The 25819-nt window shown below is 72.2% G+C and carries 24 protein-coding genes and 1 pseudogene; 11 read left to right on the plus strand and 14 right to left on the minus strand.

Features of this window, described 5'->3' with window-relative positions:
• Window positions 1-2 precede the first annotated feature (2 nt).
• The 6 genes and pseudogenes from ACX9I7_RS17235 to ACX9I7_RS17260 all read left to right on the plus strand — a co-directional run bounded on the left by ACX9I7_RS17235 (window position 3) and on the right by ACX9I7_RS17260 (window position 1924).
• The gene (locus ACX9I7_RS17235; RefSeq protein WP_387569231.1) at window positions 3-194 is read left to right on the plus strand and encodes a DUF397 domain-containing protein; all 192 of its coding nucleotides are present in this window, start codon (window positions 3-5) and stop codon (window positions 192-194) included.
• Window positions 191-382: a DUF397 domain-containing protein gene (locus tag ACX9I7_RS17240; protein WP_387569234.1), complete on the plus strand. Its 192-nt coding sequence runs from the start codon at window positions 191-193 to the stop codon at window positions 380-382. The genes ACX9I7_RS17235 and ACX9I7_RS17240 overlap by 4 nt, the downstream gene beginning before the upstream one ends.
• Window positions 379-567: a DUF397 domain-containing protein gene (locus ACX9I7_RS17245; protein ID WP_459387822.1), complete on the plus strand. Its 189-nt coding sequence runs from the start codon at window positions 379-381 to the stop codon at window positions 565-567. Before ACX9I7_RS17240 ends, ACX9I7_RS17245 begins: the two co-directional genes overlap by 4 nt.
• A gap of 88 nt (window positions 568-655) precedes the next feature.
• Window positions 656-1003, plus strand: a complete 348-nt coding sequence (locus ACX9I7_RS17250) for a DoxX family protein (RefSeq protein ID WP_387569239.1) — start codon at window positions 656-658, stop codon at window positions 1001-1003.
• A 43-nt stretch (window positions 1004-1046) separates the two neighbouring features.
• Window positions 1047-1496 (plus strand): hypothetical protein, encoded by a 450-nt coding sequence (locus tag ACX9I7_RS17255; protein ID WP_459387823.1) that lies wholly within the window; start codon window positions 1047-1049, stop codon window positions 1494-1496.
• Between the two features lie 42 nt (window positions 1497-1538).
• Window positions 1539-1924: pseudogene (locus ACX9I7_RS17260) on the plus strand (DUF4291 family protein).
• On the opposite strand, the gene ACX9I7_RS17265 reads toward ACX9I7_RS17260, so the two are convergent.
• Entirely contained in the window at window positions 1885-2577 is a 693-nt protein-coding gene (locus ACX9I7_RS17265) for a DUF4232 domain-containing protein (protein ID WP_459387824.1), read from the minus strand. The pseudogene ACX9I7_RS17260 and the gene ACX9I7_RS17265 sit on opposite strands and share 40 nt — an antisense overlap.
• A 229-nt stretch (window positions 2578-2806) precedes the next feature.
• On the opposite strand from ACX9I7_RS17265, the gene ACX9I7_RS17270 reads away from it, so the two are divergent.
• Window positions 2807-4171: a helix-turn-helix domain-containing protein gene (locus tag ACX9I7_RS17270; RefSeq protein WP_459387825.1), complete on the plus strand. Its 1365-nt coding sequence runs from the start codon at window positions 2807-2809 to the stop codon at window positions 4169-4171.
• 4 nt (window positions 4172-4175) lie between these two features.
• Here ACX9I7_RS17270 and ACX9I7_RS17275 read toward each other — a convergent pair whose 3' ends face one another.
• The 7 genes from ACX9I7_RS17275 to ACX9I7_RS17305 form a co-directional block, all read right to left on the minus strand.
• Entirely contained in the window at window positions 4176-4877 is a 702-nt protein-coding gene (locus tag ACX9I7_RS17275; RefSeq protein ID WP_459387826.1) for a hypothetical protein, read from the minus strand.
• Between the two features lie 117 nt (window positions 4878-4994).
• Window positions 4995-6281 carry a geranylgeranyl reductase family protein gene (locus ACX9I7_RS17280; RefSeq protein WP_189456616.1) on the minus strand — a complete coding sequence of 429 codons (1287 nt, stop codon included), beginning with the start codon at window positions 6279-6281 and terminating at the stop codon, window positions 4995-4997.
• Window positions 6282-6356: 75 nt separating this feature from the next.
• Window positions 6357-8564, minus strand: coding sequence for a hypothetical protein (locus ACX9I7_RS17285; RefSeq protein WP_459387827.1), 2208 nt, complete (start codon window positions 8562-8564; stop codon window positions 6357-6359).
• Window positions 8565-8772: 208 nt separating this feature from the next.
• Window positions 8773-9471 (minus strand): demethylmenaquinone methyltransferase, encoded by a 699-nt coding sequence (locus ACX9I7_RS17290; RefSeq protein WP_189456619.1) that lies wholly within the window; start codon window positions 9469-9471, stop codon window positions 8773-8775.
• Window positions 9472-9847: 376 nt separating this feature from the next.
• Window positions 9848-10513 carry an amidohydrolase family protein gene (locus ACX9I7_RS17295; RefSeq protein ID WP_459387828.1) on the minus strand — a complete coding sequence of 222 codons (666 nt, stop codon included), beginning with the start codon at window positions 10511-10513 and terminating at the stop codon, window positions 9848-9850.
• A 12-nt stretch (window positions 10514-10525) separates the two neighbouring features.
• A complete protein-coding gene (mqnC, locus tag ACX9I7_RS17300; RefSeq protein ID WP_358631165.1) occupies window positions 10526-11737 on the minus strand; it encodes a cyclic dehypoxanthinyl futalosine synthase in 1212 nt (403 codons plus the stop codon).
• 91 nt (window positions 11738-11828) lie between these two features.
• Window positions 11829-13400, minus strand: coding sequence for a serine/threonine-protein kinase (locus ACX9I7_RS17305; protein WP_459387829.1), 1572 nt, complete (start codon window positions 13398-13400; stop codon window positions 11829-11831).
• A gap of 164 nt (window positions 13401-13564) precedes the next feature.
• On the opposite strand from ACX9I7_RS17305, the gene ACX9I7_RS17310 reads away from it, so the two are divergent.
• The gene (locus ACX9I7_RS17310) at window positions 13565-14962 is read left to right on the plus strand and encodes an alpha/beta hydrolase (RefSeq protein WP_387569263.1); all 1398 of its coding nucleotides are present in this window, start codon (window positions 13565-13567) and stop codon (window positions 14960-14962) included.
• Between the two features lie 94 nt (window positions 14963-15056).
• Here the strand turns inward: ACX9I7_RS17310 and ACX9I7_RS17315 are convergent, their stop codons facing one another.
• Window positions 15057-15947 carry a menaquinone biosynthetic enzyme MqnA/MqnD family protein gene (locus tag ACX9I7_RS17315; protein WP_126914790.1) on the minus strand — a complete coding sequence of 297 codons (891 nt, stop codon included), beginning with the start codon at window positions 15945-15947 and terminating at the stop codon, window positions 15057-15059.
• A gap of 282 nt (window positions 15948-16229) precedes the next feature.
• Between ACX9I7_RS17315 and ACX9I7_RS17320 the strand changes: the two genes are divergently transcribed.
• Window positions 16230-16433 (plus strand): cold-shock protein, encoded by a 204-nt coding sequence (locus tag ACX9I7_RS17320; RefSeq protein ID WP_126914791.1) that lies wholly within the window; start codon window positions 16230-16232, stop codon window positions 16431-16433.
• A 163-nt stretch (window positions 16434-16596) separates the two neighbouring features.
• On the opposite strand, the gene ACX9I7_RS17325 is transcribed toward ACX9I7_RS17320, so the two are convergent.
• The gene (locus ACX9I7_RS17325) at window positions 16597-18426 is read right to left on the minus strand and encodes an AMP-dependent synthetase/ligase (protein ID WP_459387830.1); all 1830 of its coding nucleotides are present in this window, start codon (window positions 18424-18426) and stop codon (window positions 16597-16599) included.
• A gap of 159 nt (window positions 18427-18585) precedes the next feature.
• Between ACX9I7_RS17325 and ACX9I7_RS17330 the strand changes: the two genes are divergently transcribed.
• Together ACX9I7_RS17330 and ACX9I7_RS17335 are read left to right on the plus strand one after the other, a co-directional pair.
• Window positions 18586-19614: an AraC family transcriptional regulator gene (locus tag ACX9I7_RS17330; protein WP_459387831.1), complete on the plus strand. Its 1029-nt coding sequence runs from the start codon at window positions 18586-18588 to the stop codon at window positions 19612-19614.
• A 103-nt stretch (window positions 19615-19717) separates the two neighbouring features.
• Window positions 19718-20872 carry a lipase family protein gene (locus ACX9I7_RS17335; RefSeq protein ID WP_387569272.1) on the plus strand — a complete coding sequence of 385 codons (1155 nt, stop codon included), beginning with the start codon at window positions 19718-19720 and terminating at the stop codon, window positions 20870-20872.
• A 97-nt stretch (window positions 20873-20969) separates the two neighbouring features.
• Here the strand turns inward: ACX9I7_RS17335 and ACX9I7_RS17340 are convergent, their stop codons facing one another.
• From ACX9I7_RS17340 to ACX9I7_RS17355, 4 genes are all read right to left on the minus strand, one after another.
• Entirely contained in the window at window positions 20970-22886 is a 1917-nt protein-coding gene (locus tag ACX9I7_RS17340; protein WP_387569275.1) for an AMP-dependent synthetase/ligase, read from the minus strand.
• A 156-nt stretch (window positions 22887-23042) separates the two neighbouring features.
• On the minus strand, window positions 23043-23684 hold the full coding sequence (locus ACX9I7_RS17345) for a TetR/AcrR family transcriptional regulator (protein ID WP_459387832.1): 642 nt from the start codon (window positions 23682-23684) through the stop codon (window positions 23043-23045).
• A gap of 266 nt (window positions 23685-23950) precedes the next feature.
• Window positions 23951-25288, minus strand: coding sequence for a dicarboxylate/amino acid:cation symporter (locus tag ACX9I7_RS17350; protein ID WP_387569281.1), 1338 nt, complete (start codon window positions 25286-25288; stop codon window positions 23951-23953).
• A gap of 174 nt (window positions 25289-25462) precedes the next feature.
• Window positions 25463-25753 carry a DUF4229 domain-containing protein gene (locus ACX9I7_RS17355; RefSeq protein WP_189456641.1) on the minus strand — a complete coding sequence of 97 codons (291 nt, stop codon included), beginning with the start codon at window positions 25751-25753 and terminating at the stop codon, window positions 25463-25465.
• Window positions 25754-25819 lie beyond the last annotated feature (66 nt).

Consider the following 25819-nt stretch of genomic DNA (forward strand, 5'->3'; position numbering starts at 1 on the left):
CCATGAATACATCCCGCGCATGGCAGAAGTCCTCGTATTCGGGCGGGGGCCCGGACAACAGCTGCGTGGAGCTGAGACCCCTCGACGGCTCGGTGGCCATACGTGAGAGCGACGCCCCCACGGCCGTCATCGCAGCAGCCCGCGCCGAGGTGCGTGCGCTGATCGCAAGCGTCAAGGCCGGTCGATTGAGGTGAACGCTAGGGCGCGGTGGCAGAAATCCACCTTCTCAGGCGCTGACGACAACCAGGACTGCTTGGAGCTGGCAGCGGCCCCAGGAGCGACGCTGCTGCGCGAGAGCGACGCGCCCAAGACCGTCATCGCAGCAGCGCACGTCGAGGTGCGGGCGCTGATCACGCGCATCAAGGAAGGGGCGTTGCAGTGAGCCCAGAGCCCGCGTGGCAGCACTCGTCCGCCTGCGGCGGAGGTGGCAACAACTGCCTGGAGGTACGCGCGATGACCGCGCTGGTACTGCTGCGCGAGAGCGACGCGCCCGGCATCGTGATCGCCACGCCCCGCGCGCGGATGGCAGCGCTCATCACGCGTATCAAGGCCGACGGGCGAAGGTAACCGCTCCCCAACAACCGGCGGTTTGAACGGACCCGGGGCGGAAAGTCAGGACATCGGACGAACTCGCCCGGGACGAGGAGCCGCCGCCATGTCCACCGCCTACGTCGTCGTGACCGTCCTCGCCGCCGTCATGGCGGCCGCCTCCGCCGGGACGTTCATATTCCGCGCCCCGGCGATCGTGCGGTCGATCACCGCGTACGGCGTGCCCGAAGCGTGGCTGCCCTGGCTGGGGGCGGCCAAGGCCGCGGGGGCCGTGGGCCTGCTGGTCGGGCTGGCCGTACCGGCCATCGGCGTGGCGGCCGGCGTCGGACTGGTGCTGTACTTCGCCGGGGCCGTCGCCACCGTCGTCCGCGCACGCGCGTACGCGCACGTGCTCATGCCCCTGCTGTACGCGGCGCCGGTGGTCGCGTCTCTCGTGCTGAGGGCGAAGTCCTGATCACCCGCGCGGGATTGTCAGTGGTGTCACTTACCGTAAGGGCATGGGAACGCGTCTGAGAGAGACCGCCAGTGAAGTGGCCGCCCTGCTGTGGCGTGAGCACGTCGTGTACCGCGAGCGGGGCGGGGGCGTGGTCATCCGGGGCGAGCACGTGCAGCGGTGGATCAGCATGGCTCCGAGCGGTGGCCGGGACGAGATTCTGCTGCGCGCGGGGCGGATACTCGACGGCGGTACGACCGCGCCCGCGCGTACGGAGGCCCTCGCGAGCCTCAACGCCGGAACGAGCGAGCTCGCCGCGACATGCCGGCGTCTCCTCGCCGAGGTCACCACCGACACCGCGCGGCCCGTGCCGCCGCCCCGGCGGGGCCGGAAGCGGGAACGGCGAATACGTAAGGGCCGGCACACGAGCTTCACCTCGTGGGTGGTCATCGTGGGCGTGATCGCCCTCGTCGGCCTCTACGCGTACAACGCGGTGCTCGCGCGCCTGCCGTAATTCGTCGGCGCACAAGAAACCGCGGCGCCCACCCTGTTCACCGTGGCAGACCCCGAACACCGGATCCGAGCCCTGCACACGGACTCTACCGTCACCGTCCACCAGACCTACGCGCCGCGCATCGGCCTCCCCGCCGCCCGGGAGGGCCGGTTTCCGGTCGCGTGGAAGCGGGACCGGATGACGTGGATCAAGCCGAGCGCGGGCTCCACGCCGACCAGGCCACCTGGAAGCGCCGGCTGAAGCGTTCCCCGGCCCGGGTCCAGTGGGACCCGGAACGCGACCTGCGCCTGCGGCCCCTCGCCCACGCGGTCCACGCGCGCGTACGGGACGGGGACCTGGACGCCGCGCGGCAGCTCCTGCCCCGCGAGCGCCCGTACCCCGTCGAGGCTCACCACTTGATGGCGTCCTCGAAGTCCGACTGCCAGTAGGTGACGGCGGCCGAGTCGTCGATGTGCGTGTCCTTGGGGAGGGTGAGGTGGGCCGGGGTGCCCGTGGAGTCGTTGCCCGAGCGGCCGGAGAAGTAGACCGTCAGGTTGTGGGCGGTGCGGCCGTGGGCGCCGCTGCCGTCGGCGGACGAGAGACGGATGCCCGCGTAGGCGGACTGCCCCGGCTCCAGCATGACGACGGACTGCGGCACGCTCTCCCGCACGGCCTGGATGGAGGCCTGGGCCTCGTCGAAGACGAGGGCGGGGAAGCTGTACGCGGCGCAGGGCTTGGCGCTGGTGTTGGTGACGGTGAGGGCCAGGTGGTTGATGGGGCGGCTGATGGAGTTGACCGTCACCTTGGAGTTGGCGGCCGAGCAGGCGGCGAGGCGGTCGGCGGCCTTGCCCTTGGCGGCGGCCGGAGTGGCAGCCGGAGTGGTGGCGTCGGGCTTGCCGGCCGGGGTGCCCGGGGTGCCCGGACGGGCCGCGCTGCCGGAACCGGGGGTCGCGGTCGAGGACGCGAGCTCATTGGCGGCGGCGGAGGTGGCGGGCGCGGGGCTGACCTGGTTCGAGGCGACGCTCTGGCCCTGGCAGGCGGTGATGGTGACGGCGGCGGCGGCCACGAGGGCGGCGGCGGTGATACGGCCGGCGGTGGGCATGAGTGTCTCCTGTGCGGATGGACGCGGGTGCGGTGTGGTGAGTCGAGGGCGAGATCCGGCGGCCGGCCGAAGGGCGGTCCGCTCGTCGCCCCCACAGCCTGCGGCGCCCGGCGAGTCGACCGCAATGGCGTTCGAACCATCCGGGAAAATGGAATGGTCGAACGCGTTCTGACCTGGGGAAATGTCATTCCCCTGGAACGCGGTCCTGGGATGGGGAGGGGCACGGCCGATGGCCGAGGAGACCGAGGAATTCGCCGAACTGCTCCGTGAGCTGAAGGCTCGCTCCGGGCAGAGCTACGCGGGGCTGGCCAAGCGGCTGCACATGAGCACGTCGACGGTTCACCGCTACTGCAACGGGGACGCCGTGCCGGCGGAGTACGCCCCCGTGGAACGTTTCGCCAGGGTGTGCGGGGCGAAGCCCGAGGAACTCGTCGAGCTCCACCGCCATTGGATTCTCGCGGACGCGGCCCGCCGCCGGAAGGCGGCGACGAGCCGGGCGGTGGCGGCCCCGGCCGCCACCGAAGGAGCGGCCGAGGCGGCCGCTACCGCCGGTGCCACGTCCGTTTCGTCGGTGGCTGCCGGCCCGCCGTCGGGTGGTGCCCACCCGTCCCGCCCTGCGGGACGATTGCCCACCACCGGGAAAACAACCCGGCTCGCCCTGCTCGGGGCCGCCGTCGTGGCCATCGCCGCGACGTCGGCCGTCATGGTGGGCTACGCGGCCTCCCCGGACCGTGGCAGCGCTGCCCCCGACGAGGCCCGCCGCCCCCAGCAGGCACAGCCCTACGCCGCGCCCGGCCGGACGAGCACCCCGAAGCCGCTCCTCTCCTCCCCCTCCGCATCCCCCTCCGCATCCCCCTCCGGCGTCACCGCCGCCCCCGCGCCGCCGGACATACCGAGCGAGGCCCCCAGCACCGGCCCCAAAAAGCCGAACGGAGGCAGCGGCGGCGACTCCGCCGCCGGCATCCCCCTCACCGTCGCCACCCGCCCGTACGTCTGGCAGGACCACTGCGGCCAGTACTACCTGACGGACCGGCAGCCGTCGTTCATGCCCCCGCCCCCGGAGGAGCAGGACGCGCCCGGCTGGACGGCCAACCTGCGGGCCGTGGCGGGTGGCCAAACGGACGTCGAGCTGTCCGTACAAGGCAAGGGCCGCGAGGCCGTCGTGCTGCACGCCCTGCGGGTCCGGGTCGTCGAGCGGTCCGCGCCGCTCTCCTGGACCGCGTACGCGATGGGCAGCGGCTGCGGCGGCGGTCTCACACCCTCCTTCCACGACGTCGACCTCGACGCCGGGCAGCCGCAGGCCCGGGCGAAGGGCGGCGTGCAGGGCGACATCGCGATCCCGGCCACGGACTTCCCTTACAAGGTCAGCTCGACCGACCCCCAGGTGCTCAAGGTGACCGCGCACACCAAGGGCCATGACGTCAGCTGGTACCTGGAGCTGGAGTGGAGCAGCGGGGACCGGCACGGCACCGTCCGCGTCGACGACCACGGGCGCCCGTTCCGGACCAGTGCCATCAAGGACCGTCCGCAGTACTTCTACTGGCTGGGGAAGAACGTCTGGTCGCCGGTGGAGGGCGAGAACCGGTCCGACTGAGAGCTCACGGGCAGTTCAGGGGCTGATTCCCGCTGTCGACCGTACACACGTCCGTGCCGTCGCCCCCGTCCACCTCGCCCTGGTTGACGTGGACGTGCAGGACGTCGTCCCCGTCGTCGCCGTGCACCCGGCCCGTGGGGGCGACGGTGCCGTTGATGTCGATGAAGTCGTTCTCGCCGACGCCTTCGACGAGGCCGCGGATGGTGACGGCGCCGTCGACGAGGATGACGTCCGCGCCCCGGGCGCCGCGGATGACGCCGGCCTCGCCGGTCGTGGCGGTCTTGAAGAGGAGGATGAGGTCGTCGTCCTGGCCGCCGCGGACCGTGCCGAGGACCGCGCCCCTGAGATCGATCTCGTCCCGCCCGGCCTGGCCGTCGATGACGCCCTTCTCGGTGAGCCGGGCGCCCTCCGCGAGGACGATGTGGTCCGCGCCGTCGCCGCCGAGGACGGTGCCGGACACGTCCCCGGTGAGGGTGATCGTGTCGGCGCCGCCCCGGGCGTCGACGGTGGCACCCGCGTCCAGGCCGCCGCAGACGATGACGTCGTCGCCGTCGATGCCCGTGATGTCCGGACCGGGCACCGGGGCGCCGTTGACCGTGCAGGAGGTCGCCGCATGGGCGGCGGGCCCCGCCAGGAAGGCGACGAGGAAGGCGACAGGGAGGAGGAAGGCCGCCAGTGTGAGGCGTGCGAAACGCTTGCGGTTCATGGCGAGCACATCCCCTTCACAACGGGACTCCGGCTCTCCCCATTACCTTCCGTGGAACCGACGCGCCGAAACGACGCGAAAGCCCCACGAAAGGATGAACCTCCAAGCAAGGACCGCCTACGAGCGCGGCGCCACCTTGCTCAGGCCGTTGATGATGCGGTCCATCGCGTCGCCGCCCGTCGGGTCGGTCAGGTTGGCCAGCATCTTCAGCGTGAACTTCATCAGCAGCGGATGCGTCAGGCCGCGCTCCGTCGCCAGCTTCATGATCTTCGGGTTGCCGATGAGCTTCACGAAGGCCCGGCCGAGCGTGTAGTAGCCGCCGTAGGTGTCCTTGAGGACCTTCGGGTAGCGCTGCAGGGCGAGTTCCCGCTGCGCGTACGAGGCACGGGCGTGCGCCTGGACGATGACGTCGGCGACGATCTGGCCCGACTCCATGGCGTAGGCGATGCCCTCGCCGTTGAAGGGGTTGACGAGCCCGCCCGCGTCGCCGACGAGCAGCAGGCCGCGGGTGTAGTGCGGCTGACGGTTGAACGCCATGGGGAGGGCGGCGCCGCGGATGGGGCCGGTCATGTTCTCCGGGGTGTAGCCCCAGTCCTCGGGCATCGAGGCGCACCACGCCTTGAGCACCTCGCGCCAGTCCAGCTCCTTGAAGGAGTCGGAGGTGTTGAGGACGCCGAGGCCGACGTTGCTCGTGCCGTCGCCCATGCCGAAGATCCAGCCGTAGCCGGGCAGCAGCCGGTCCGGGCCGGGGCCGCGGCGGTCCCAGAGCTCCAGCCAGGACTCCAGGTAGTCGTCGTCGTGACGCGGGGAGGTGAAGTACGTGCGGACGGCGACGCCCATCGGGCGGTCCTCGCGGCGGTGGAGGCCCATGGCCAGCGAGAGGCGCGAGGAGTTGCCGTCGGCGGCGACGACCAGCGGGGCGTGGAAGGTGACGGGCCGCTTCTCCTCGCCCAGCTTCGCCTCGACGCCGGTGATGTGGCCCGTGCGGTCGTCGATGACGGGCGCGCCGACGTTGCAGCGCTCGTACAGCCGGGCACCGGCCTTGACGGCCTGCCGGGCGAGCTGCTCGTCGAAGTCGTCGCGCTTGCGGACCAGTCCGTAGTCCGGGAAGGACGCCAGCTCCGGCCAGTCGAGCTCCAGGCGGACGCCGCCGCCGATGATGCGGAGGCCCTTGTTGCGCAGCCAGCCCGCTTCCTCGGAGATGTCGATGCCCATCGCCACGAGCTGCTTGGTGGCGCGCGGGGTGAGGCCGTCGCCGCACACCTTCTCGCGCGGGAAGGCCGTCTTCTCCAGAAGGAGGACGTCGAGGCCCGCCTTGGCCAGGTGGTACGCGGTCGTGGAGCCGGCCGGGCCCGCCCCGACGACGATCACATCAGCGCTGTGTTCGGAGGGGGACTCGGTCACGGCGGGGACTCCCGAAGACTCGTCGATTGGGGACGAGTGCAGTCTATGGGGGCGCCCCCGCCGGGCCCGTGGGGGTCAGTCGAAGTCGACGGGGATGACCGACCAAGTGGCCAGGGCCGTGTCGAACACCTTGCGCGAACCCGCCCAGTACTCGTCGCGCGCCTGGAAGTAGACGGCGTACTCCGTGGCGGCCTCGTTCACGTACGCCTGGTCGACGGCGTGCATCGTCCTGCCCGTGTCCCGCTGGACCCAGGTGAACTCCCAGCGCGCGCCGGGACGTCCCTGGAAGGTGTTGGCGTCGAGCGCGACCCGCTGGTACGTGTCGTTCTTCTCCTTGAGCGTCTTCTCCAGCTCCAGGAAGTGGTCGTACGCGGTCTGCGGGCTCTTGGGGAGGAGCCCGACGCGGAGGTACGAGCCTCCGGTGCCCGGCTCGTAGTCGATCTGGTGGTTGCCCTTGTCGCCGCGCTTCCAGCCGTCGGGGACGGCGAGCCGGAAGCCGAGTGAGTCGTCCCGCATGGCGTAGCCGGGCGGGACGGAGGGCGTCGCGCCCGGGTTCGAGGCCGGGTCGGGGGCCGGGGCGGTCGGGGAGCCGGTGGGACCGGAAGGGCCGGAGGAAGCGGACGGCTCGGCGGGTCCTGCCGAGGGGGTCACGACGACGCGCCCGCCCCGGTCGTCGCCGTCGTGGCGCGCGCTGTCCTGCCGCCCGCCGTCGGTCCGGCCCACCAGCATCACCCCGGCCGTCGCGGCACCGCCGACCAGGAACGCCGCCAGGCCGATGGCCGCCCACACGATCGGCCCGCGAACGGACCCGGCGCGCGGGGGGAGGGGGGCGGGGACGGGGACAGGGGCGGGGGCGGGGGTGACAGCAGGTGCGAACGCGGTGTGCGGCGGGGGCACGACGGCCGTCGGCGCCTCGGACGGCACCGGGGGCACGACGGGCGGTGCGACGGGCGCCACGGCCGGAACAGGCGGAACGACCGGAACGGCCGGAACCGGCGGAGCCGTGGGCGGCTGCGCGGGTACGGGCGGCTGAGCCGCCACCGGCGGCCGGCCCGGCACCGGCGGCACCACACCCGCACCCGTTCCGTTCGTCCCGCTCGCCCCTTCCGTCCCGCTCGTCCCCTGACGGCCCAGCACCCCCGCCAGCAGCACCGCGCCCGCCGTCCACAGCAGCCCGAACAGCAGCAGTTCCCCGGCGTTCGTGCCGACCGACGCCTCCATGCCGCGCAGGCGGCCCGAGAAGGAGGACGGACCGGAGGTCATCCGCATGTCGCCGCCGGAGACGAACGACAGCAGCCACACCGCCGCCAGGAAGAACACCCCGGAGAGCACCTGCTCCACCCGGTCCGCCGAGCGCCGCGCCGCCAGGACGGCGAGGATCACCGCGCACACCACGCCCAGCGCCACGGCGCCGGCCTGGGCCCAGCCGCCCGCCAGTTCACCGATCTCGGAGAGGCCGAGGGTGCCGCCCACATGACGGCTGTGCTCGGTGGACGAGGCCTCGACGCCCGCGCCCCAGGAGACGCCGAGCGCCATCAGGCCGAGGTTGACCAGCACCGGGAGCGAGCCGACGACGGTCCAGCCGCCGACCTCGTCCTGGTTCGCGGCGAGGACGACGAACGCGACCAGCGCGCAGAGCGCCACCGACAGGGCGAGGGCGCGCAGGGCGGTGCCCCACGCCCGTACGACCACCTGGGCGCCGGCGCCCAGGCGCGCGACGAGCCGGTCGCGGCACAGCATCGCGCCGCTGACCGCGCCCGCCAGCGCGCAGGAGAACAGCGCGGCGAGGCCGGGCGAGGTGGAGACCGACAGGTTCTCGACGTCCGGCTGCCCGCACAGGGCGAGCACCAGCACCGCCGCCCCGCACAGCAGCGCGACGCGCACGGCGGCCTCGGGCGCACCGTCCGTCGCTCCCGCCGCGCGCCGCAGCCGGGCCGTGCCCAGAGCCACCGCTCCGGCCCACAGAATCGTGACCGTCAGCGGCCATACGGAGAGATAACCGCTGCCGCGCAGGAACATCGACAGCAGCGAGTCCCCGCCGCGCAGCTCCACGTCCAGCGTGCCGCCGAGGCCCTGGACGAGCAGGGCGAGGACGACCTGGAAGCGGTCGGACCAGTCGCCGAGGCGGGCGCGGTCGAACTCGTCCGAGGACGGCAGCGAGATCGCGACCGCGAGGACGAGGAGCAGGGCGGACGGCCACAGCGCCGCCTTCGCCGCCCCCACCCAGTCCCCCGCGACCGTACGGCGCAGGAACAGCGCCCCGCGCGAGGGCGGGGCGTGCATGGGGGGCGGGGGGTACGACGGCGGGGGTGGCGCGGTCGGCACGGTGCCTCCGGGGCTCGGCGACGATCAAGCGATCAGACGATCATGGGCAGGGCGGTCAAGATCGTATCGATCTTGACCGCCCTGCCCATGACAAACGCTCCCCGGAGCGACCCTGCCGGGCGACCGACCGAACGCCAGGCCGAACGACCGGCCGGACGACCGGGCGTCAGTCCTGCGGCTTGAATCCGCGGTGCAGCGCGACGACGCCGCCCGTCAGATCGCGCCACGCCACCTTCGACCAGCCGGCCTTCTGGAGCCGCGCGGCGAGCGCGGGCTGGTCGGGCCACTCGCGGATCGACTCGGCGAGGTAGACGTACGCGTCGGGGTTGCTGCACACCGTCCGGGCGATCGGCGGCAGGGCGCGCATCAGGTACTCGCTGTAGACCGTGCGGAACGGCCCCCAGGTGGGCTGGCTGAACTCGCAGATCACCACGCGCCCGCCCGGCTTGGTCACGCGCAGGAGCTCACGCAGCGCGGTGTCCGTCTCCTGGACGTTGCGCAGCCCGAAGGAGATGGTCACGGCGTCGAAGACGCCGTCCGCGAAGGGCAGCTTCGTGGCGTCGCCGGCGGTCAGCGGCAGCCAGGGGTTGCGCTTCTTGCCCTCGCGCAGCATGCCCAGCGAGAAGTCGCACGGGACGACGTAGGCGCCGTCCATGGCGAACGGGAGCGAGGACGTGCCCGTACCGGCGGCGAGGTCGAGGACCTTCTGCCCCGGGCGGGCGTCGACGGCGCGGGCCACGGCCTTGCGCCAGAGCCGGGCCTGACCGAGCGAGATGACGTCGTTGGTCAGGTCGTACTTCGCCGCCACGTCGTCGAACATCGCGGCGACTTCGTGCGGCTGCTTGTCCAGGGTTGCTCGGGTCACGGACCCATTCTTCACCACGGCCCAAAAGACCTTGGACGGGGACGGCCGCCCCGGGAAGGACCGGCCGTCTCGCGGTGCCGATTGCGCTCGCTCCTGTGGGCCCGCCCCGAGAACCACCGGTCCCCCCACCCATGGCCCCCTCGGCAACAGGTTTCCGACCGGTCGTGCGCGTCCTCGCGGCCTGTCCGACGACTGGGCCCGCCACACCTTCGCACCGCGGGACGACCGAAGCGGCCGTCCCCGCGATCACCATCCTGCCGGGTGAAGCGGTACGAACGGCTCCTCTTGACGGCGCCCTGACGTGCGGGGACGCGCTCCTGACGGATCACTGACGGGCCGTCGCGGCACGCCCTCACAGCGGCCTCCCAGCGCCCGCTCAGCGGCGCCGGTGCACCAGCCGGCCCGCCAGCACCGTGGCGACGCACGTGCCCGCGCCCGCCTCCAGCAGCGCCGCCTCGTCGAGCGCGTCCGGCACGTCCGGCACGTCGAAGACGGCGAAGTCGGCGCGGCCGCCGACGGTCAGGGGGGAGGCGACGGCGTCCGCGAGGCCGTACGCGTTGCGGAAGGGGTCGAGGTTCGGCTCCTCGAAGAGGATGCCCGGGGCGCCGAGGGCCGGGACGACCGTCAGGCCGGACCGCGCGACCGCCGTCGCCACCGCCGGGTTCGAGCCGATCGCCACCGCTGTCGTGCCGTGCCGCAGCATCTGCTGCACCCCGCGCCGGACACTGCCCGCCCAGCGCGTGTCGGTCATGTCGAGCGCTTCGAGCCGCTCCCCCGTCAGCGGCCGGTCGCCCAGCTCCTCGTGCTCGCGGGGATCCGGGTGGTAGGCGCGCTCCAGCAGCCACGTGCCGTGCCACTGCCGCAGCCCGGGCGTGAGCACCCCCGGCCACCGCCGCACCCGTGCCCGGGGATACGCCGCCGCGAGCTCCTCGTACGGGCCGAGCGCCGCGACCGTGGCACCGTCGACGACCACCGCGCCGTCCGGCACGGGAGCCGTGCCGGGGACGGCGATCAGCAGGTCGGCGGCGTGGAGCGTCAGCAAGGGACCGGGCCGTCAGCTCGCCTGGACGATCTTCAGCTCGGGGTGGGCCGTGCCGCCCTCGATGGCCGTGGACGACAGGTGGGAGACGACGCGGTCGTCGACCGGGTCGTTCGCCGGGTCGTCGTGGACGACCAGGTGCTCGTACGTCGTGGCGCGCTGCGCCGGGACACGGCCCGCCTTGCGGATGAGATCGATGATCTCCATCCGGTTGGAGCGGTGCTTGGCGCCGGCCGAGGAGACCACGTTCTCCTCCAGCATGATCGAGCCGAGGTCGTCCGCGCCGTAGTGCAGCGACAGCTGGCCGACCTCCTTGCCCGTGGTCAGCCAGGAGCCCTGGATGTGGGCGACGTTGTCGAGGAAGAGCCGCGCGATGGCGATCATGCGCAGGTACTCGAAGAGGGTCGCCTGCGTCCGGCCCTTCAGGTGGTTGTTCTCGGGCTGGTACGTGTACGGGATGAACGCGCGGAAGCCGCCCGTGCGGTCCTGGACGTCACGGATCATGCGGAGGTGCTCGATCCGCTCGGCGTTGGTCTCGCCCGTGCCCATCAGCATCGTGGAGGTCGACTCGACGCCCATGGTGTGGGCGATCTCCATGATCTCCAGCCAGCGCTCGCCGGACTCCTTCAGCGGCGCGATGGCCTTGCGCGGCCGCTCCGGCAGCAGCTCGGCGCCGGCGCCCGCGAAGGAGTCCAGACCGGCGGCGTGGATGCGGCGGATGGCCTCCTCGACGCTCACACCGGAGATCCGCGCCATGTGATCGACCTCGGACGCGCCGAGGGAGTGGATCACGAGCTGCGGGAACTCCTTCTTGATCGCCGCGAAGTGCTCCTCGTAGTACTCCACGCCGTAGTCGGGGTGGTGGCCGCCCTGGAACATGATCTGGGTGCCGCCCAGCTCGACCGTCTCCGCGCAGCGGCGCAGGATGTCGTCCATCGGGCGCGTCCAGACCTTCTCGCTCTTGGGCGGGGCGTAGAAGGCGCAGAACTTGCACGCGGTGACGCAGGCGTTGGTGTAGTTGATGTTGCGCTCGATGATGTACGTCGCGATGTGCTCGGTGCCCGCGTAGCGCTTGCGGCGCACGGCGTCGGCGGCCGCGCCCAGGGCGTGCAGCGGCGCGGAGCGGTAGAGCTCGAGCGCCTCCTCCGGGGTGATCCGGCCGCCGGCCGCGGCGCGGTCGAGGACGGCTGTGACATCAAAGGACTTGAGGTCGGCGTTCTCGGTCACCGGGCGTCCCTTCGGAGGGGGTATGCGAATACCGGGTCAGCCTACGCGAGGCGGCCGTACGGGCCGGATACCGGGCCGGATACCGGGCCGGTCAGCGGCCGCTCCGGGTCAGCTTCGCCCTGACCTTGCCGCCCTTCTCGTCGTCCGAGGCGAAGGCGACGGTGCCGTCCGGGGCGAGGGTGTACGTCACGGCCGAGGTCTGGCCGGTGCAGCCGGGCCCGGCGGTGCCGTCGGTGCTCTCCTCCAGGGTGATCCTCCCGGTGGTGGCCGAGGTCAGTTTGGCCTTGCTGTGGCACTGGATGACGCCGAGCACGTCGTAGGTCGTACGGACCGCGTAGGGGGCCTGGGGATCGTCGGTGATGACGCTGGTCATGGTGCCGTTGGGAGTGCCGTCGGACTGGACGACCTGGCCGGTCCAGGTGCCCGCGAAGTCCCCGAGGACGGTGGCCGGCCGGGAGGGGGCCGCGCTGGCGGCCGGGCGCCCGGCCGCCCCGTCGCGGCCGCTCCCGCCCGTGCCGGGCAGCAGGCCGAGGAAGAACGCCGCGGTGGTGACGGCGGCCAGGGCGCCGGCGACGGTCAGGACGAGCGTGCAGCCTCTTCCCTTGCGGGTGGCGAGGGATACGGCGGCGGACTTGGCCGCCTTGGCGGCTTCGGCGGTCGCGGTCGGCGCGTGGGCGAGGTTTTGCCCCTGTCCCGCCCTTTCACCGTTTCTTTCGGGGGCTCCGCCCCCGGGCCCCCGCTCCTCGAACGCCGGAGAGGCTGGGTGATCCAGGTCCAGCAGTTCCACCGCCTGCCTGCTCACCCTCTCCACCAGCGGGCCCGGCAGCCAGCCCGGGCGGATGAGGGCGGACGCGTCCGTCGGGCCGCTCAGACCGCGGGCGAGCTCGGCCGGGGTCGGGCGGGCCGTCGGGTCCTTGGCCAGGCAGGCCGTCACCAGCTGCCGCAGCCCGCCCGTCAGGGCCGGGCCCAGGACGGGCTCCTCGTGGACGACCTTGTAGAGGAGGGCGGCCGAGCTGTCGCCCGTGAAGGGCGGCTCGCCCGTGGCCGCGTACGTGAGGACCGCGCCCAGCGAGAAGACGTCGGCGGCGCCCGTGACGTCCTTGCCCACGATCTGTTCGGGGGCCATGTAGCCGGGCGAGCCGATGGAGACGCCGGTCGCGGTCAGGGACGCGGTGCCTTCCGTGGCGCGGGCGATGCCGAAGTCGATCAGACGGGGGCCGTCCAGGGCGAGCAGCACGTTGGAGGGCTTGACGTCGCGGTGGACCAGCCCCAGCCCGTGCACCGCCGTCAGCGCCTCCGCCAGGCCCGCCCCGATCGCCCGTACCGCCGCTTCCGGCAGCGGGCCCACCTCGGCGACGGCCTCGGTCAGCGAGGGCCCGGCGACATAGCCCGTCGCCACCCACGGAACGGCGGCGTCCGGATCGGCGTCGAGGACGGGCGCCGTCCACGCGCCACCGACTTTCCGGGCGGATTCCACTTCTCGCCGGAAACGCGCCCGGAATTGCGTGTCCAGGGCGAAATGCGGGTGCACGACCTTGACGGCGACGGTGCGGCCACCGGCGCTACGGCCCAGGTACACCCGGCCCATGCCGCCCGCCCCGATCCGCCCCAGCAGCCGGTACGCGCCTATGACCTGCGGGTCTTCCTCGGACAGCCGTTGCATCGGGACCTTCGCCTCCCCCTTGAGCGGGCCCTGCGGCCCCGATTTTCAGCCTATGACTCAATTCACGGGCCGTCCGAGGAACCCCGGACCCTGGTTTGCCCATCAACTAGGAAGGAACAAACCGTCATGTCCTTCGGGGCAGCAGCATCATCCGGAGCGACGCGATGGCGCACTCACCCAACGGGGGCTACCGGCCCAACGGGGGATATCAGCAACAGGGCGGCGGCCACCCGCAGGGTGGTGGCTTCGGCCCCCGGCCGGGCGGCTACCCGCAGCAGGGCGGCGGCTACGGCGGCCAGGACCGCGGCTACCAGCAGCAGGGCGGTGGCTACCGTCAGCAGGGCGGCCCGGGCACCTACCCGCCGGCTGACGGCTACGGTCCGTACAACGGCCAGGACGGCCGTGACGGTCGCGACCCTCGGGACGACCAGTACGGGGACCAGTACGGCGGTCAGTACGACGACCAGTACGACGGTCAGTACCAGTCGCAGGGGCGCCAGCGGGCTTCCCGCGCCAAGTTCTGGACGATCGTCGTGGCGTCCATAGCCATAGTCGGCCTGATCACGGGTGGTGTGCTGAAGTACCTGGAGGTCGGCCCGTTCTCCAAGAAGGGCGACCCGGTCAGCTTCGGTCAGGGCGCCGACAAGAACGGCGGCCAGGCCGGCGGCACCACCGGCGGCGACTCCGGTGACTCCAAGACGCTGATGCCGACGGGCCCGGCGGCGCAGTTCAAGAACGCCAACACGCTCGGCGACGGCACCGAGATCGGCGTCGTGACCATCACGGGCAAGAAGTCCGGTTTCACGGGCAAGGTCTGGGTCTGGGCGCCCAAGCAGTACAAGGACCCCAAGTACGCCAAGAGCGGCTTCCCGGTCCTGATCGCGCTGCCCGGTGGCCCCGGCTACCCGAACAACTACTGGATGGGCACCGACCTCGGCCTGGAGTCCTCCATCGCCAAGTGGGCGGACGAGGGCAAGAGCAAGCCGTTCCTGCTGGCCATGCCCATCCTCAACCCGAACGACAAGAACTACTACGACGGCAGCGACATCCCCGGCCAGGCCAAGATGGGCACCTGGCTCACCGAGGACGTCCCGGACCTCATGAAGCAGAACTTCCGCACGCTGAAGTCGCGTGACGGCTGGGCGTTCATGGGCTCCTCCTCCGGTGGCTTCGCCGGCTTCAAGGCCGTCATGAAGCACCCGGACAAGTTCAAGGCCGTCATCGCCTCCGGCCCGGACATCGTCCCGGACTCCCCGCTGTGGAAGGGCTACGACGCCGAGAAGCGCGAGAACAACCCCGAGGTGCTCTCGCAGCGGCTGATCGACACCAAGTCGAAGAACGACGTCTACATCGCGTTCCAGTACGGAACGCTGGAAGCCGCCATCACACGGCAGGGCGTCGACAAGTACATCGCCACCTACGGCAACAAGGGCCCCATCCACACCCATCTCGAGGTCATCCAGGGCGGCAAGCACGACGCCAAGACCTACGTGAAGGGCATGGGCAACAGCAGCATCCAGTGGATCAGCGAGCAGATGGAGGGGCCGACGCCCTCCTCCTGACCGTCCACGCGGAGACGGCCGGGCCCCGGTGGTTCCACGGGGCCCGGCCGTCGGCGTATGGAGCCCTGATTCCTCCCCGGACTCCCCGGAGGGGTCAGGGCTTCAGCAGCTCCACCCGGACGTCGGCGGGGAAGCCGGTCGTCGGGCCGGTGCGGCGGGCGAACTCCGACACGCCCGCCAGCTGGTCCGGGCCGAAGCGGAAGTCCAGCGTCGTGAAGTAGCGCTCCAGCAGCTCGGCGTCGAAGGACTCCCAGCGGGCGGCCTGGTCGGCGACCTTGCCGACCTCCTCCAGGGAGAGGTCCCGGGAGGCCAGGAACGCCTGGTGGACCTGGGCGACGAGCTCCGGCTCCCGGGCCAGGTAGTCCTTGCGGGCGGCCCAGACGGCGAAGACGAACGGCAGGCCCGTCCACTCCTTCCACATCGTCCCCAGGTCGTGGACGGTCAGCCCCAGCCTCGGCGCGTCGTGCAGCGAGGCCCGCAGGGCGGCGTCACCGATCAGGACGGCCGCGTCGGCCTCCTGCATCATCGCGGCGAGGTCCGGCGGGCAGGTGTAGTAGTCCGGGGACACGCCGTAGCGCTCGGCGAGCAGCAGCTGGGCGAGCCGGACGGAGGTGCGCGAGGTGGAGCCGAGGGCCACCCGGGCCCCGTCCAGCCGGTCCAGCGGCAGCTGGGAGACGATGACGCAGGACATGACGGGGCCGTCGCAGCCCACCGCGATGTCGGACAGCGCGACGAGGTCGTCCGCGTTTCTCAGGAACTCGACGAGCGTGACCGGCCCCATGTCCAGCTCCCCGGCGATCAGCTGCTCGCTGAGCTTGTCGGGGGTGTCCTTGGTCAGGTCCAGGTCCAGCAGCGTGCCCGTGCGGGCGAGCCCCCAGTAGAGGGGCAGGCAGTTGAGGAACTGGATGTGGCCGACACGCGGACGGCTGCGCGGCCGCTCCGGAGCGTCGACGGCGATCGCTACATCTGAGGCTGAATTGTCCACATCCGGAGGCTAGCCCCGACTCCTCGCGGCCGCCGGGCCGGGGTGCCGCTACAAGTGCCCGACCGGCAATCTTTTCCGCCCGCAAGGGCCGGAAAACCCGCCGTGGGCGTGATCTTCAACTCCTTCCCCGGAACAACGTCGCGTGCTAGGCTCGCCGCAAGTTGCAGTTTGGTTTCCCTTGCAGTACAGAGCCTGCGGAGCATGTGACCCCGCAGGCTTTTGTAGTTTTCAGACTTCTCGCAGGTTCTGGAGCAGGGCAACCCTTTGGCCCAAGGAGGGCTTATGGCTACCGGAACCGTGAAGTGGTTCAACGCTGAAAAGGGCTTTGGCTTCATCGCCCAGGACGGCGGGGGCCCCGACGTCTTTGTCCACTACTCCGCGATCAACGCCGCTGGCTTCCGCTCCCTCGAGGAGAACCAGGCGGTCACCTTCGACGTCACGCAGGGCCCCAAGGGCCCGCAGGCGGAGAACGTCACCCCGGCGTGATTTGCCGATCCCCGGTTCTCCGGGGATCACCCAAGGAGCCCTGCCTTCCGCTTCGGCGGAGGGCGGGGCTCCTGCCTTTTGGGCGGGTCCGGCCGGTCCATGGCCTGTTCACAAAGTTTTTATCCGGTCATCTTCGACCGGTCATCTGCGACCGGCAAAGTGATCACCCACTGGCGCCACTTATTTCACTCTCGCACTCGTTTTCGTACCGACCTTCGTACAACGCCTCGATTTCCCCGGCATAGCGCTCCGCGACCGCCGTCCGGCGGAGTTTCAAGGTTGGCGTCAGGGTGCCGTTCTCCACGCCGAAGTCCCCGGTCAGGATCGTGAACGCCCGGACCCGGGCGGGCCGCGCCACCCGCTCGTTGGCCGCCGCCACCGCCTCCTCGCACAGCCGCCGCACCGCCGGGTGCCGGGCGGGCCCTCCGGCATCGAAAACCACCCCCTCGGAGGCGGCCCACGCCGTGATCTCCGCTGTGTCGAGGGTGAGCAGCGCCACCGGGTGGGGCCGGCGGTCGCCGATCATGACCGCGCGGGAGATCCAGCGGGACTGCTGGACGGCGAACTCCCACAGCGAGGGGGTCAGGTTCTTGCCGCTGGACGTGATGATCAGGTCCTTCTTGCGGCCGGTGATGCTGAGGTAGCCGTCCGCGTCGAGGGTGCCGATGTCGCCGGTGCGCAGCCAGCCGTCCGCGTCGACCGCGTCGGCGGTGGCGGCCGGGTTGCCGTGGTACCCGGCGAAGACGCCGGGGCCCCGGGCCAGCACCTCGCCGTCCTCCGCGATCCGCAGCTCGCAGCCGGGGATCGCCCGCCCGACCGTGCCGGGGCGCACGGCGCCCGGATGGTTGACGGTGATCACGCCGGACGCCTCGGTCATGCCGTAGCCCTCGTAGAGGGCGATGCCGCAGGCGCGCAGGAAGTCCAGCGTCTGCGGCGCGATGGGCGCGGCCCCCGTGAGGGCCCAGCGCAGCCTGCCGCCGAAGGCCGCCCGCGCGGGGGCGAAGACGCGCTCCTCGGCCGCCTCCCAGGCGCCGCGCAGCGCCTCGTCCGGCTCCTCGCCCCGCTCGCGCAGCGCGGCCACCTCCAGGCCGACGCGGACGGCCGCCTCCAGGCGGGCCAGGCCCTCGGGGCCGTGCGCCTCGGCGAGGGCGACGGCACCGGCGTGGACCTTCTCGAAGAGCCGGGGCACGGAGGGCAGGTGGTGGGGCCGGACCTCGGCGAGTTCGGCGACGACGTTCTCGACCCGGCCGCCGAAGTAGCAGAGCGCGCCGCCCCGGCGGAACGTGGTCAGCTGGATGAGCTGCCCGAGGATGTGGGCGAGCGGCAGGTAGAGGTACGTGGTCTCGCCGGGGCCGCCGCCGGTGAGGTCGGCGGTGGCGTCCTGGTTGGAGACGAGATTGGCGTGGGTGAGGCGGCAGCCCTTGGGGAGGCCGGTGGTGCCGGAGGTGTAGACGATGGTGCACAGGTCGTCGCCCTTGCGCCCGGCGGCGCGCGCGAGGAGCTCGTCCAGGGGCGCGGCTGCGGGCAGCGCGCCGAGGAGGTGGGTGCCGACGGGTGAGCCGCTGGGGTCGCCGTCCATCAGCACCAGGTGGCGCAGCTCGGGCAGTCCGTCGCGGACGGCCGTCACACGGGCGGCCTGGGCGGCGTTCTCGCAGATGACGACGGAGGCGCCGGAGTCGCCCAGCACCCAGGCCAGCTCCTCCTGCCCGGCGGTGGGGTAGACGGGCACGACGACCGCGCCGGCGGCCAGCGCGGCGAACTGGGCGTGGGTCCACTCCGGGCGGGTCTCCGCCAGGATCGCCACCCGGTCGTCCGGGCGCACGCCGAGCCCGATCAGGCCCCGGCCGAGGGTGCGCACGGTCTCGCGCAGCCGGTCGTAATCCGTCTCCGCCCAGCCGTCGCCGTGGCGGAAGCGCAGCGCGGGCAGGCCCCCGTACCGCTCCGCCGCCCATTCGGTGAACTCGGCGAAAGTGTCGGGGCGTTGCTGCGGCATGGGACCTCCCGTACAGACATGCGGGCGAGGAACGCACGAACAGGAATGCTGCGTAACGATGTACCCATCCGGCACGGTCCACCTCACCCGCCCCCGCGGGGATGACCGGAATCGTCGGCCCCGCTGACCCGGGCGTTCAACGGGGTTACCGTGCGGTGCATGAGCAGCCGGACGATCACCGTGCACCAGGTGCGGGCCGCGCTCGGCGGGGCGCGGCGGCAGGGGCTCGACAGCGTGTCGCTGCTCCAACGGGCCGGGATTCCGCCGCTGTCGCTGGGCGACGAGCGGGCGCGGGTGACCGCCGAGCAGTTCGCGCTGCTGGTCCGCGCGGTGCAGCGGGCCACGGAGGACGAGTTCATGGGGCTGGGCTCGGTGCCCAGCAGACCGGGGACGTTCGCCATGATGTGCTACGCCAGCATCGGCTGCCGGGACCTGGGCACGGCGCTGGAGCGGGCCGTGCGGTTCTACGGGCTCTTCCCTGGCGGCCCGGACCTCGCGCTCGAACGCAGCGGCGAGGAGGCGGAGTTCGCCGTCCGCAACGATCTGCGCGACCACGCCGAGGGGCGGTTCCTGGCCGAATGCGTGCTGGTGATCTGGCACCGGCTGGCGAGCTGGCTGATCGGCCGGCGGATCCCGCTGCGCCGGGTCCGCTTCGACTGCCCGCCGCCGCCCCACGCGGGCGAGTACGGGCCGCTGTTCGACTGCCCGGTGGGCTTCGGGCCGGGGCGGACGTTCCGGGCGGGCGCCCTGTTCGACGCCCGGTGGCTGGCGGCGCCGCCGGTGCGGGACGAGGCGGCGCTGGAGGAGCTGCTGCGGCGGGCGCCCGCCGTGCTCATCGGCCGCCACGAGTACGGCACGACGCTGACGGAGCAGGTGCGGCGGGCGTTCGCGCGCGCCCTGCGCGAGGGCCGCCCGGCCCGGCTGCCGGAGCTCGACCGGCTGGCGGCCCGGCTGGCGCTGAGCCCTGCGACGCTGCGGCGCCGGCTGCGGGAGGAGGGCACCTCGTACCGGCGGCTGAAGGACCAGGTGCGGCGGGAGGCGGCGCTGGCCGGGCTGGCGGGCGGCCGGGAGCCGATCGTGGAGCTGGCGGCGCGGCTGGGCTTCTCGGAGGACGCCGCCTTCCACCGGGCGTTCCGCCGCTGGACGGGGACGACACCGGGGGCGTACCGGCGCGGCCAGGAAAGCTGAGCGTTCCGGTCAGCGCCGCCCTACCGGCGGGTCACTACGGTCACCAACCAGCCGTTTGCACACGGCAGTCGCTCCAACAGTCTCCAACAGTGGGGAGAGCCGCATGCACCTGCGCAGAACGGCCCTCGCGGCGGTGGCCGCGCTGGTCGTCACGTTCGGCCTGCCGGGCGCCGCCTCGGCGGCCGACGGTACGGACACGGGATCGCCGGGCGACATCGTCAGCGCCGCCCCGACCTCCTTCCACCCGCTCCCGGGCCAGCCCACGAACACCCGTGCCTGGCACGTCACCTACCGCTCCACCACGGCCAAGGGCGCCCCGAACGTCGTCTCCGGCACCGTGATCGTCCCCCGGGACGGGCGCACCGGCCCCCGCCCGCTGATCACCTACGCCGTGGGCACGGTGGGCATCGCCGACCAGTGCGCGCCCTCGGCGGGCTTCCCGCGCGGCACCACGCTGGAGGCCAACCTCATCCAGTTGCTGACCGCGCGCGGCTGGGCCGTCGCCGTCACCGACTACGAGGGCCTGGGCACCCCCGGCGACCACACCTACACCGTCGGGCGCGCCGAGGGCCACGCCGTCCTCGACGCCGCGCGCGCCGCGCTGCGGCTGCCGGAGGCGGGGCTGGGCCCGGACACGCCCGTCGGCATCATGGGCTACTCCCAGGGGGGTCAGGCCAGTAGCTGGGCGGCGGAGCTCCACGACTCGTACGCGCCCGAACTCGACGTCCGCGGCACGGCGACGGGCGGCGTACCCGCCGATCTGCTGAAGACCGCCGATTTCAACAACGGCAACGTCGGGGCCGGGCTGATCCTGATGTCCGCCGTCGGCCAGAACGCCGCCTTCCCCGAGCTGGAGCTCGACAAGTACCTTAACGACAGGGGGCGTTCGTACATCGACTTCCTGAAGAAGCACTGCGTGGTCATCGACGTCGCGGCGGGGCTCTTCAAGCGGATCGGGGACGTGACGGTCAGGAACCCGCTGTACGAGGCGGACTGGCAGCGGGTGCTGCGGGCGTCGAGGCTGGGCACCCACGCGCCGGACCACCCCGTGTACCTCTACCACGGGGTGATCGACGAGCTGATCCCGTACGAGGTGGGACGCGGCTTGCGGGCGGACTGGTGCGCCCGAGGCGCGGACGTGCGGTGGAAATCGCTGCCGCTGGCCGAGCACGTCGCCGGTGTCATCGCGGAATCGATCCCTGCCGCCAACTGGCTGGCCGACCGTTTCGCGGGACGGCCGACGCGGGGTAACTGCTGACTCCACCGAGCGGGGGTCCTAGGGGGCGGCAGCCCCCTGGGAAACTGGGGGCACCTCCCAGCGGTAGCTGGGGGAGAAAGGGCGGGGTCGGGGCCTCTCACCGCTCGTACAGCGCACCGATCTCCTCCGCGAAATCGCGCGCGATGACCTCCCGCCTGAGCTTGAGCGAAGGCGTCAGGTGCCCCGAGCCCACGGAAAATTCCACCGGCAGCACCGCGAACCGCCGGATCGACTCCGCCCGCGACACGTACCCGTTCGCCTCCTCCACCGCCGTCCCCAGCTCCCTCCGCAGCGCCTCGTCGTGCACGAGCTCGTGCGCCGGTACGTCGTCCAGGCCCCGCATGCGGGCCCAGTGGTCGAGCCCGTCCGCGTCGAGGGTGAGCAACGCCGTGACGTACGGCCGGTCGTCGCCGATGACGACGCACTGGTCGACGAGGGGGTGGGCCCGGACGCGGTCCTCCATGGGGGCCGGGGCGACGTTCTTGCCGCCGGACGTGACGATGAGTTCCTTCTTCCGGCCGGTGATCGTGAGGTAGCCCTCGGCGTCCAGCGCGCCCAGGTCGCCGGTGGCGAACCACTCGTCCGCCCCGGACACCGGGACCGCCTCCGCCTTCTCCGCGTCCCAGTAGCCGGCGAAGACGTGGGGCCCGCGCAGCAGGATCTCGCCGTCGGCGGCTATGCGGACGCCGCCGCCGGGCAGCGGCCAGCCGACGGTGCCGGGGCGGGGGAGCAGGGGCGGGGTGAGGGTGGCGGCGGCGGTGGTCTCGGTGAGGCCGTAGCCCTCGAAGACCCCGATGCCGGCGCCGGCGTAGAAGGCGGTGAGCCGGGTGCCCAGCGGGGAGCCGCCGCTGATGACGTAGCGGACGCGGCCGCCGAGCGCGGCCCGGATCCGGCGGTAGACGAGCGGGTTGTAGAAGGCGTGGGCGGCGCGCAGCCGGGGCCCGGGGCCGGGTCCGGTGCCGGCCAGGCCGGCGGCCGTGGCCTCGGCGTGTTCCCGGGCCACGGCGGCCGCGCGGTCGAAGGTCTCGGCGCGGCCGAGCCGCTCCGCCGTCGCCCGGCCGGTGTTGTAGATCTTCTCCAGGACGTAGGGGATGGCGAGGAGGAACGTCGGCCGGAACCCGGCGAGCTCGGCGCGGAGTTCGTCGCCGCGGAGGGAGTCGGTGTGGCCCAGGCGCACCCGGGCGCGGACGCAGCCGACGGCGACCATGCGGCCGAGGACGTGCGCGAGCGGCAGGAAGAGCAGGGTGGAGGCGGGGTGCCTGCTGACGGCGGTGAAGACGGGGTGCAGCAGCGCGATCGCGTTGTCGACCTCGGCGAAGAAGTTGGCGTGGGTGAGGACGCAGCCCTTGGGGCGGCCGGTGGTGCCGGAGGTGTAGACGAGGGTGGCGATGTCCTCGGGGGTGCGGGTGGCCCGGCGTTCGGTGATCAGCCGGTCGGGCAGCCGCCGTCCGGCGGCGACGAAGCGTGCCACGGCCCCGGTGTCGAGCTGCCAGACGTGGGCGAGGGCGGGTAAGTCGGGGCGGGCGGCGGCGACGAGCTTCAGCTGCTCGGGCGTCTCGACGACGCACGCGGCGGCGCCGGAGTCCTGAAGGATCCAGCGGACCTGGTGGCCGGAGGAGGTGGGGTAGACGGGCACGGTGACCAGGCCGGCGGCCCAGGCGGCGAAGTCGAGCAGCGTCCACTCGTAGCGGGTGCGGGCCATGATGGCGAGCCGGTCGCCGGGCCGCAGGCCGTGGGCGACGAGGCCCTTGGCGACGCCGTGCACCTCGGCGGCGAAGCGGGCGGCGGTGATGTCGCGCCAGACGGGCCGGCCGGCGCTCCCGGGTTCCTTGCGGCTGAAAGCGACGGCGTGGGGGTCCTCGGCCGCGTTGTCGAAGGGCAGGTCGCCGAGCGTGCCGTGGTGGACGCGCGGGGCGAGCGCGGGGACGCCCGCCTCGCGGACGGTCCCGGCGACGGTGGTCGTACGGGGCGGGACGAGCGGCGGGGGCGCGGCGGCGCCGGGCGTTGCGGACACGTGCGGCTCCTGTTCGGGACGGCAGGCGAACGACAGGCGAAACCGGCAGGCGACATTACTCGGCAGTAGATGCCTGGCCGTAAAGGTACGCCTGCGCGCCCGCGCCGACCACCCCCTCTCCCCGAGCCTTCCGGGTCCGGGGAGGAGGGGGACGGCTCAGGGCCGGGCGGCGTGTGTCGTCCAGCGCCGGCCGGCCCTGAGGTTCTCCAGCCCCACCCAGGCGACGTTCATCAGCGTCGCGGCGGTCTCCTTCGCCGAGGGGACGGCGCCCGTGCGGGTGTTGGCCCACCCGGCGAGCGACTCGGCGGCGCCCACCAGCGCGTGCGCCAGTCCGGAGGCCTCGTGTCCCGCCAGGGCGGCGCTCCCGTCCCCGTCCGCGCCCTCGGCGGCGGTGGCGGCGATGAGCCGGGTGACGAGGCCGACCATCTCCTGCCGCAGTTCGTCCGCGACGGGCGCGGCCGGCTCCCCGTTCGTCCGGGCCTGGCAGCTGAGCACCGCCCAGCCGTCGGGGTGTTCGGCGGTGTGGGTGAAGAAGGCGCGCAGTCCGTGCCACAGCCGGTCGTCGGCGGAGGCGTCGGGCTCGATCGCGGCCCGTACCGAGGCCTTCAGGGCCTCGGCCTCGCGGCGGACGCAGGCGCCGAAGAGGTCTTCCTTCGAGTTCAGATAGAGGTAGACCAGCGGCTTGGAGGCCCCGGCCAGTTCGGCGATCTCGTCCATGGACGCGGCGCGGTAGCCGCGCCGGGCGAAGACCTCCACCGCGGCGTCGAGCATCTGCCGCTCGCGCACCTCCCGTGGCATCCGCCGGATCTTTCCGGTGCCGCGCTTGCGCTTCGGGGCCGGATCCTGCGATGGCGGCGCCCCGCCCCCGGACCCGGTGGCGCCCTCCCGGGTGGTGTTCTCCGTGGCCCGTGGGGCCCTTGCGACCTGTGCGTTACTCACGACCGTCACGACAAAAAATCCCTCCCCCCCGTCACACTACCGGCAGGTAATATCACGGGGAGGAGGGACGTCAAGGGCCGGGAACGAGCCTCCGGAGGGCCGTCCGGCCCTTTCTTACCAGTCCGTCAGGCGGCGACGGGCGCGGTGCGCACCTCGGCGACGGGCTCGTCCTCCAGGTGGGAGCCGTCGGCCGTGTCGTAGGCGGCACGGTCCAGGATCTTCTCCCGGGAGGCGACGATGATCGGGATCACCGACTGCCCGGCGACATTTGTGGCGGTCCTCATCATGTCCACGATCGGGTCGATCGCCAGGAGCAGGCCCACGCCCGCCATCGGCAGGCCCAGCGTCGAGAGCGTCAGCGTGAGCATCACGGTGGCGCCGGTGAGGCCGGCGGTGGCGGCCGAGCCGATGACGGAGACGAAGGCGATCAGGATGTAGTCCTTGACCTCCAGCGGCACGTCGAAGACCTGGGCGACGAAGATCGCGGCGATGGCCGGGTAGATCGAGGCGCAGCCGTCCATCTTGGTCGTCGAGCCGAAGGGCACCGCGAAGGACGCGTACTCCTTGGGGACGCCGAGCCGCTCGGTGACCTTCTGGGTCAGCGGCATGGTGCCGACGGAGGAGCGGGAGACGAAGGCCAGCTGGATCGCGGGCCAGGCGCCCTTGAAGAAGCGCAGCGGGTTGACCTTGGCGACGGTCGCGAGCAGCAACGGGTAGACGCCGAACAGCACGATGGCGCAGCCGACGTAGATGTCGGCGGTGAACGTCGCGTACTTGCTGAGCAGGCCCCAGCCGTAGGTGGAGATGGCAGTGCCGACCAGGCCGACCGTGCCCAGCGGGGCGAGCTTGATGACCCACCACAGGGCCTTCTGCAACAGCTCCAGCACGGAGTGGCTGAAGGTGAGGACGGGCTGGGCCTTCTCGCCGGTCTTCAGGATCGCGATGCCGACGACCACGGCCATGAAGACGATCTGGAGGACCTTCAGCTGGGTGAAGGGCGTGACGATGTCGGTGGGGATGATGCCGGTGAGGAAGTCGAGCCAGGAGCCGTGCTTCTTGGGCTCGGCGCCGTCGGCGGCGGTGAGGCCGGTGCCCGCGCCCGGGTCGGTGAGGAGGCCGATCCCCAGACCGATGACGACCGCGATCAGCGACGTGATCATGAACCACATCAGGGTGCGGGTGGCCAGCCGGGCGGCGTTGGAGACGTTCCGCAGATTGGTGATCGAGACCAGGATCGCGAAGAACACCAGCGGCGCGATGACCAGCATCAGCAGCTGGACGAAGATGTCACCGATCCTGCCCAGCGTGCTGCCGAGCCAGCCGATGTCACCGCTCTTGGCGGCCCAGCCGAGCAGGGCGCCCAGGGTGAGGCCGAGCAGGATCTGGGCCCAGAAGGGCACGCTGAGTATGCGGGATATGCGCCCGCGCGAGGCGGCCGCCGTGGGGGACGGTGACGTCGACATGCGGATTACCCTAACACTCATGCTTTGAGCAACCCAAAGAACTTCTTTGGGGCGTACGCACATCAGAACGCGCCGGAACGCTCCGAAACACGCTGGAATACGCCTGCGCCCCGCGCCGGAACGGGAGTTCCGGCGCGGGGCGCAGGTAGAGGTATGTCGTATATGTGAGGAGTGTTACTGAACCGCGTCCTCCTGGCCCGCGTTCGCGGCCATCTTGGCCTTCGCGCGGTCCACCCGCTCCACGATCTGCTCGGACATGGCGTCCCGCTGCTTGCGCAGCAGGACCCAGCTCAGCGGCGCGGAGAGGATCAGCGCCAGCAGGATCATCCAGACGAGGTTGGAGTTGCCGACCCCGAGCGGGATGACGTGGACGTAGCACAGCACCCAGACCACGGCGAAGCAGCCGACCAGCAGGCCGAGCCGCAGGGCGGTGTAGCGGAGCGACGCGAACTTCTGGCTACTCACGGACGGGACCTTCTTCTCGACGACAACCGAAACGTGCAATTCCAGTAGTACAGCACGCCCAGAAGT

Source organism: Streptomyces sp. L500, from assembly GCF_054551825.1.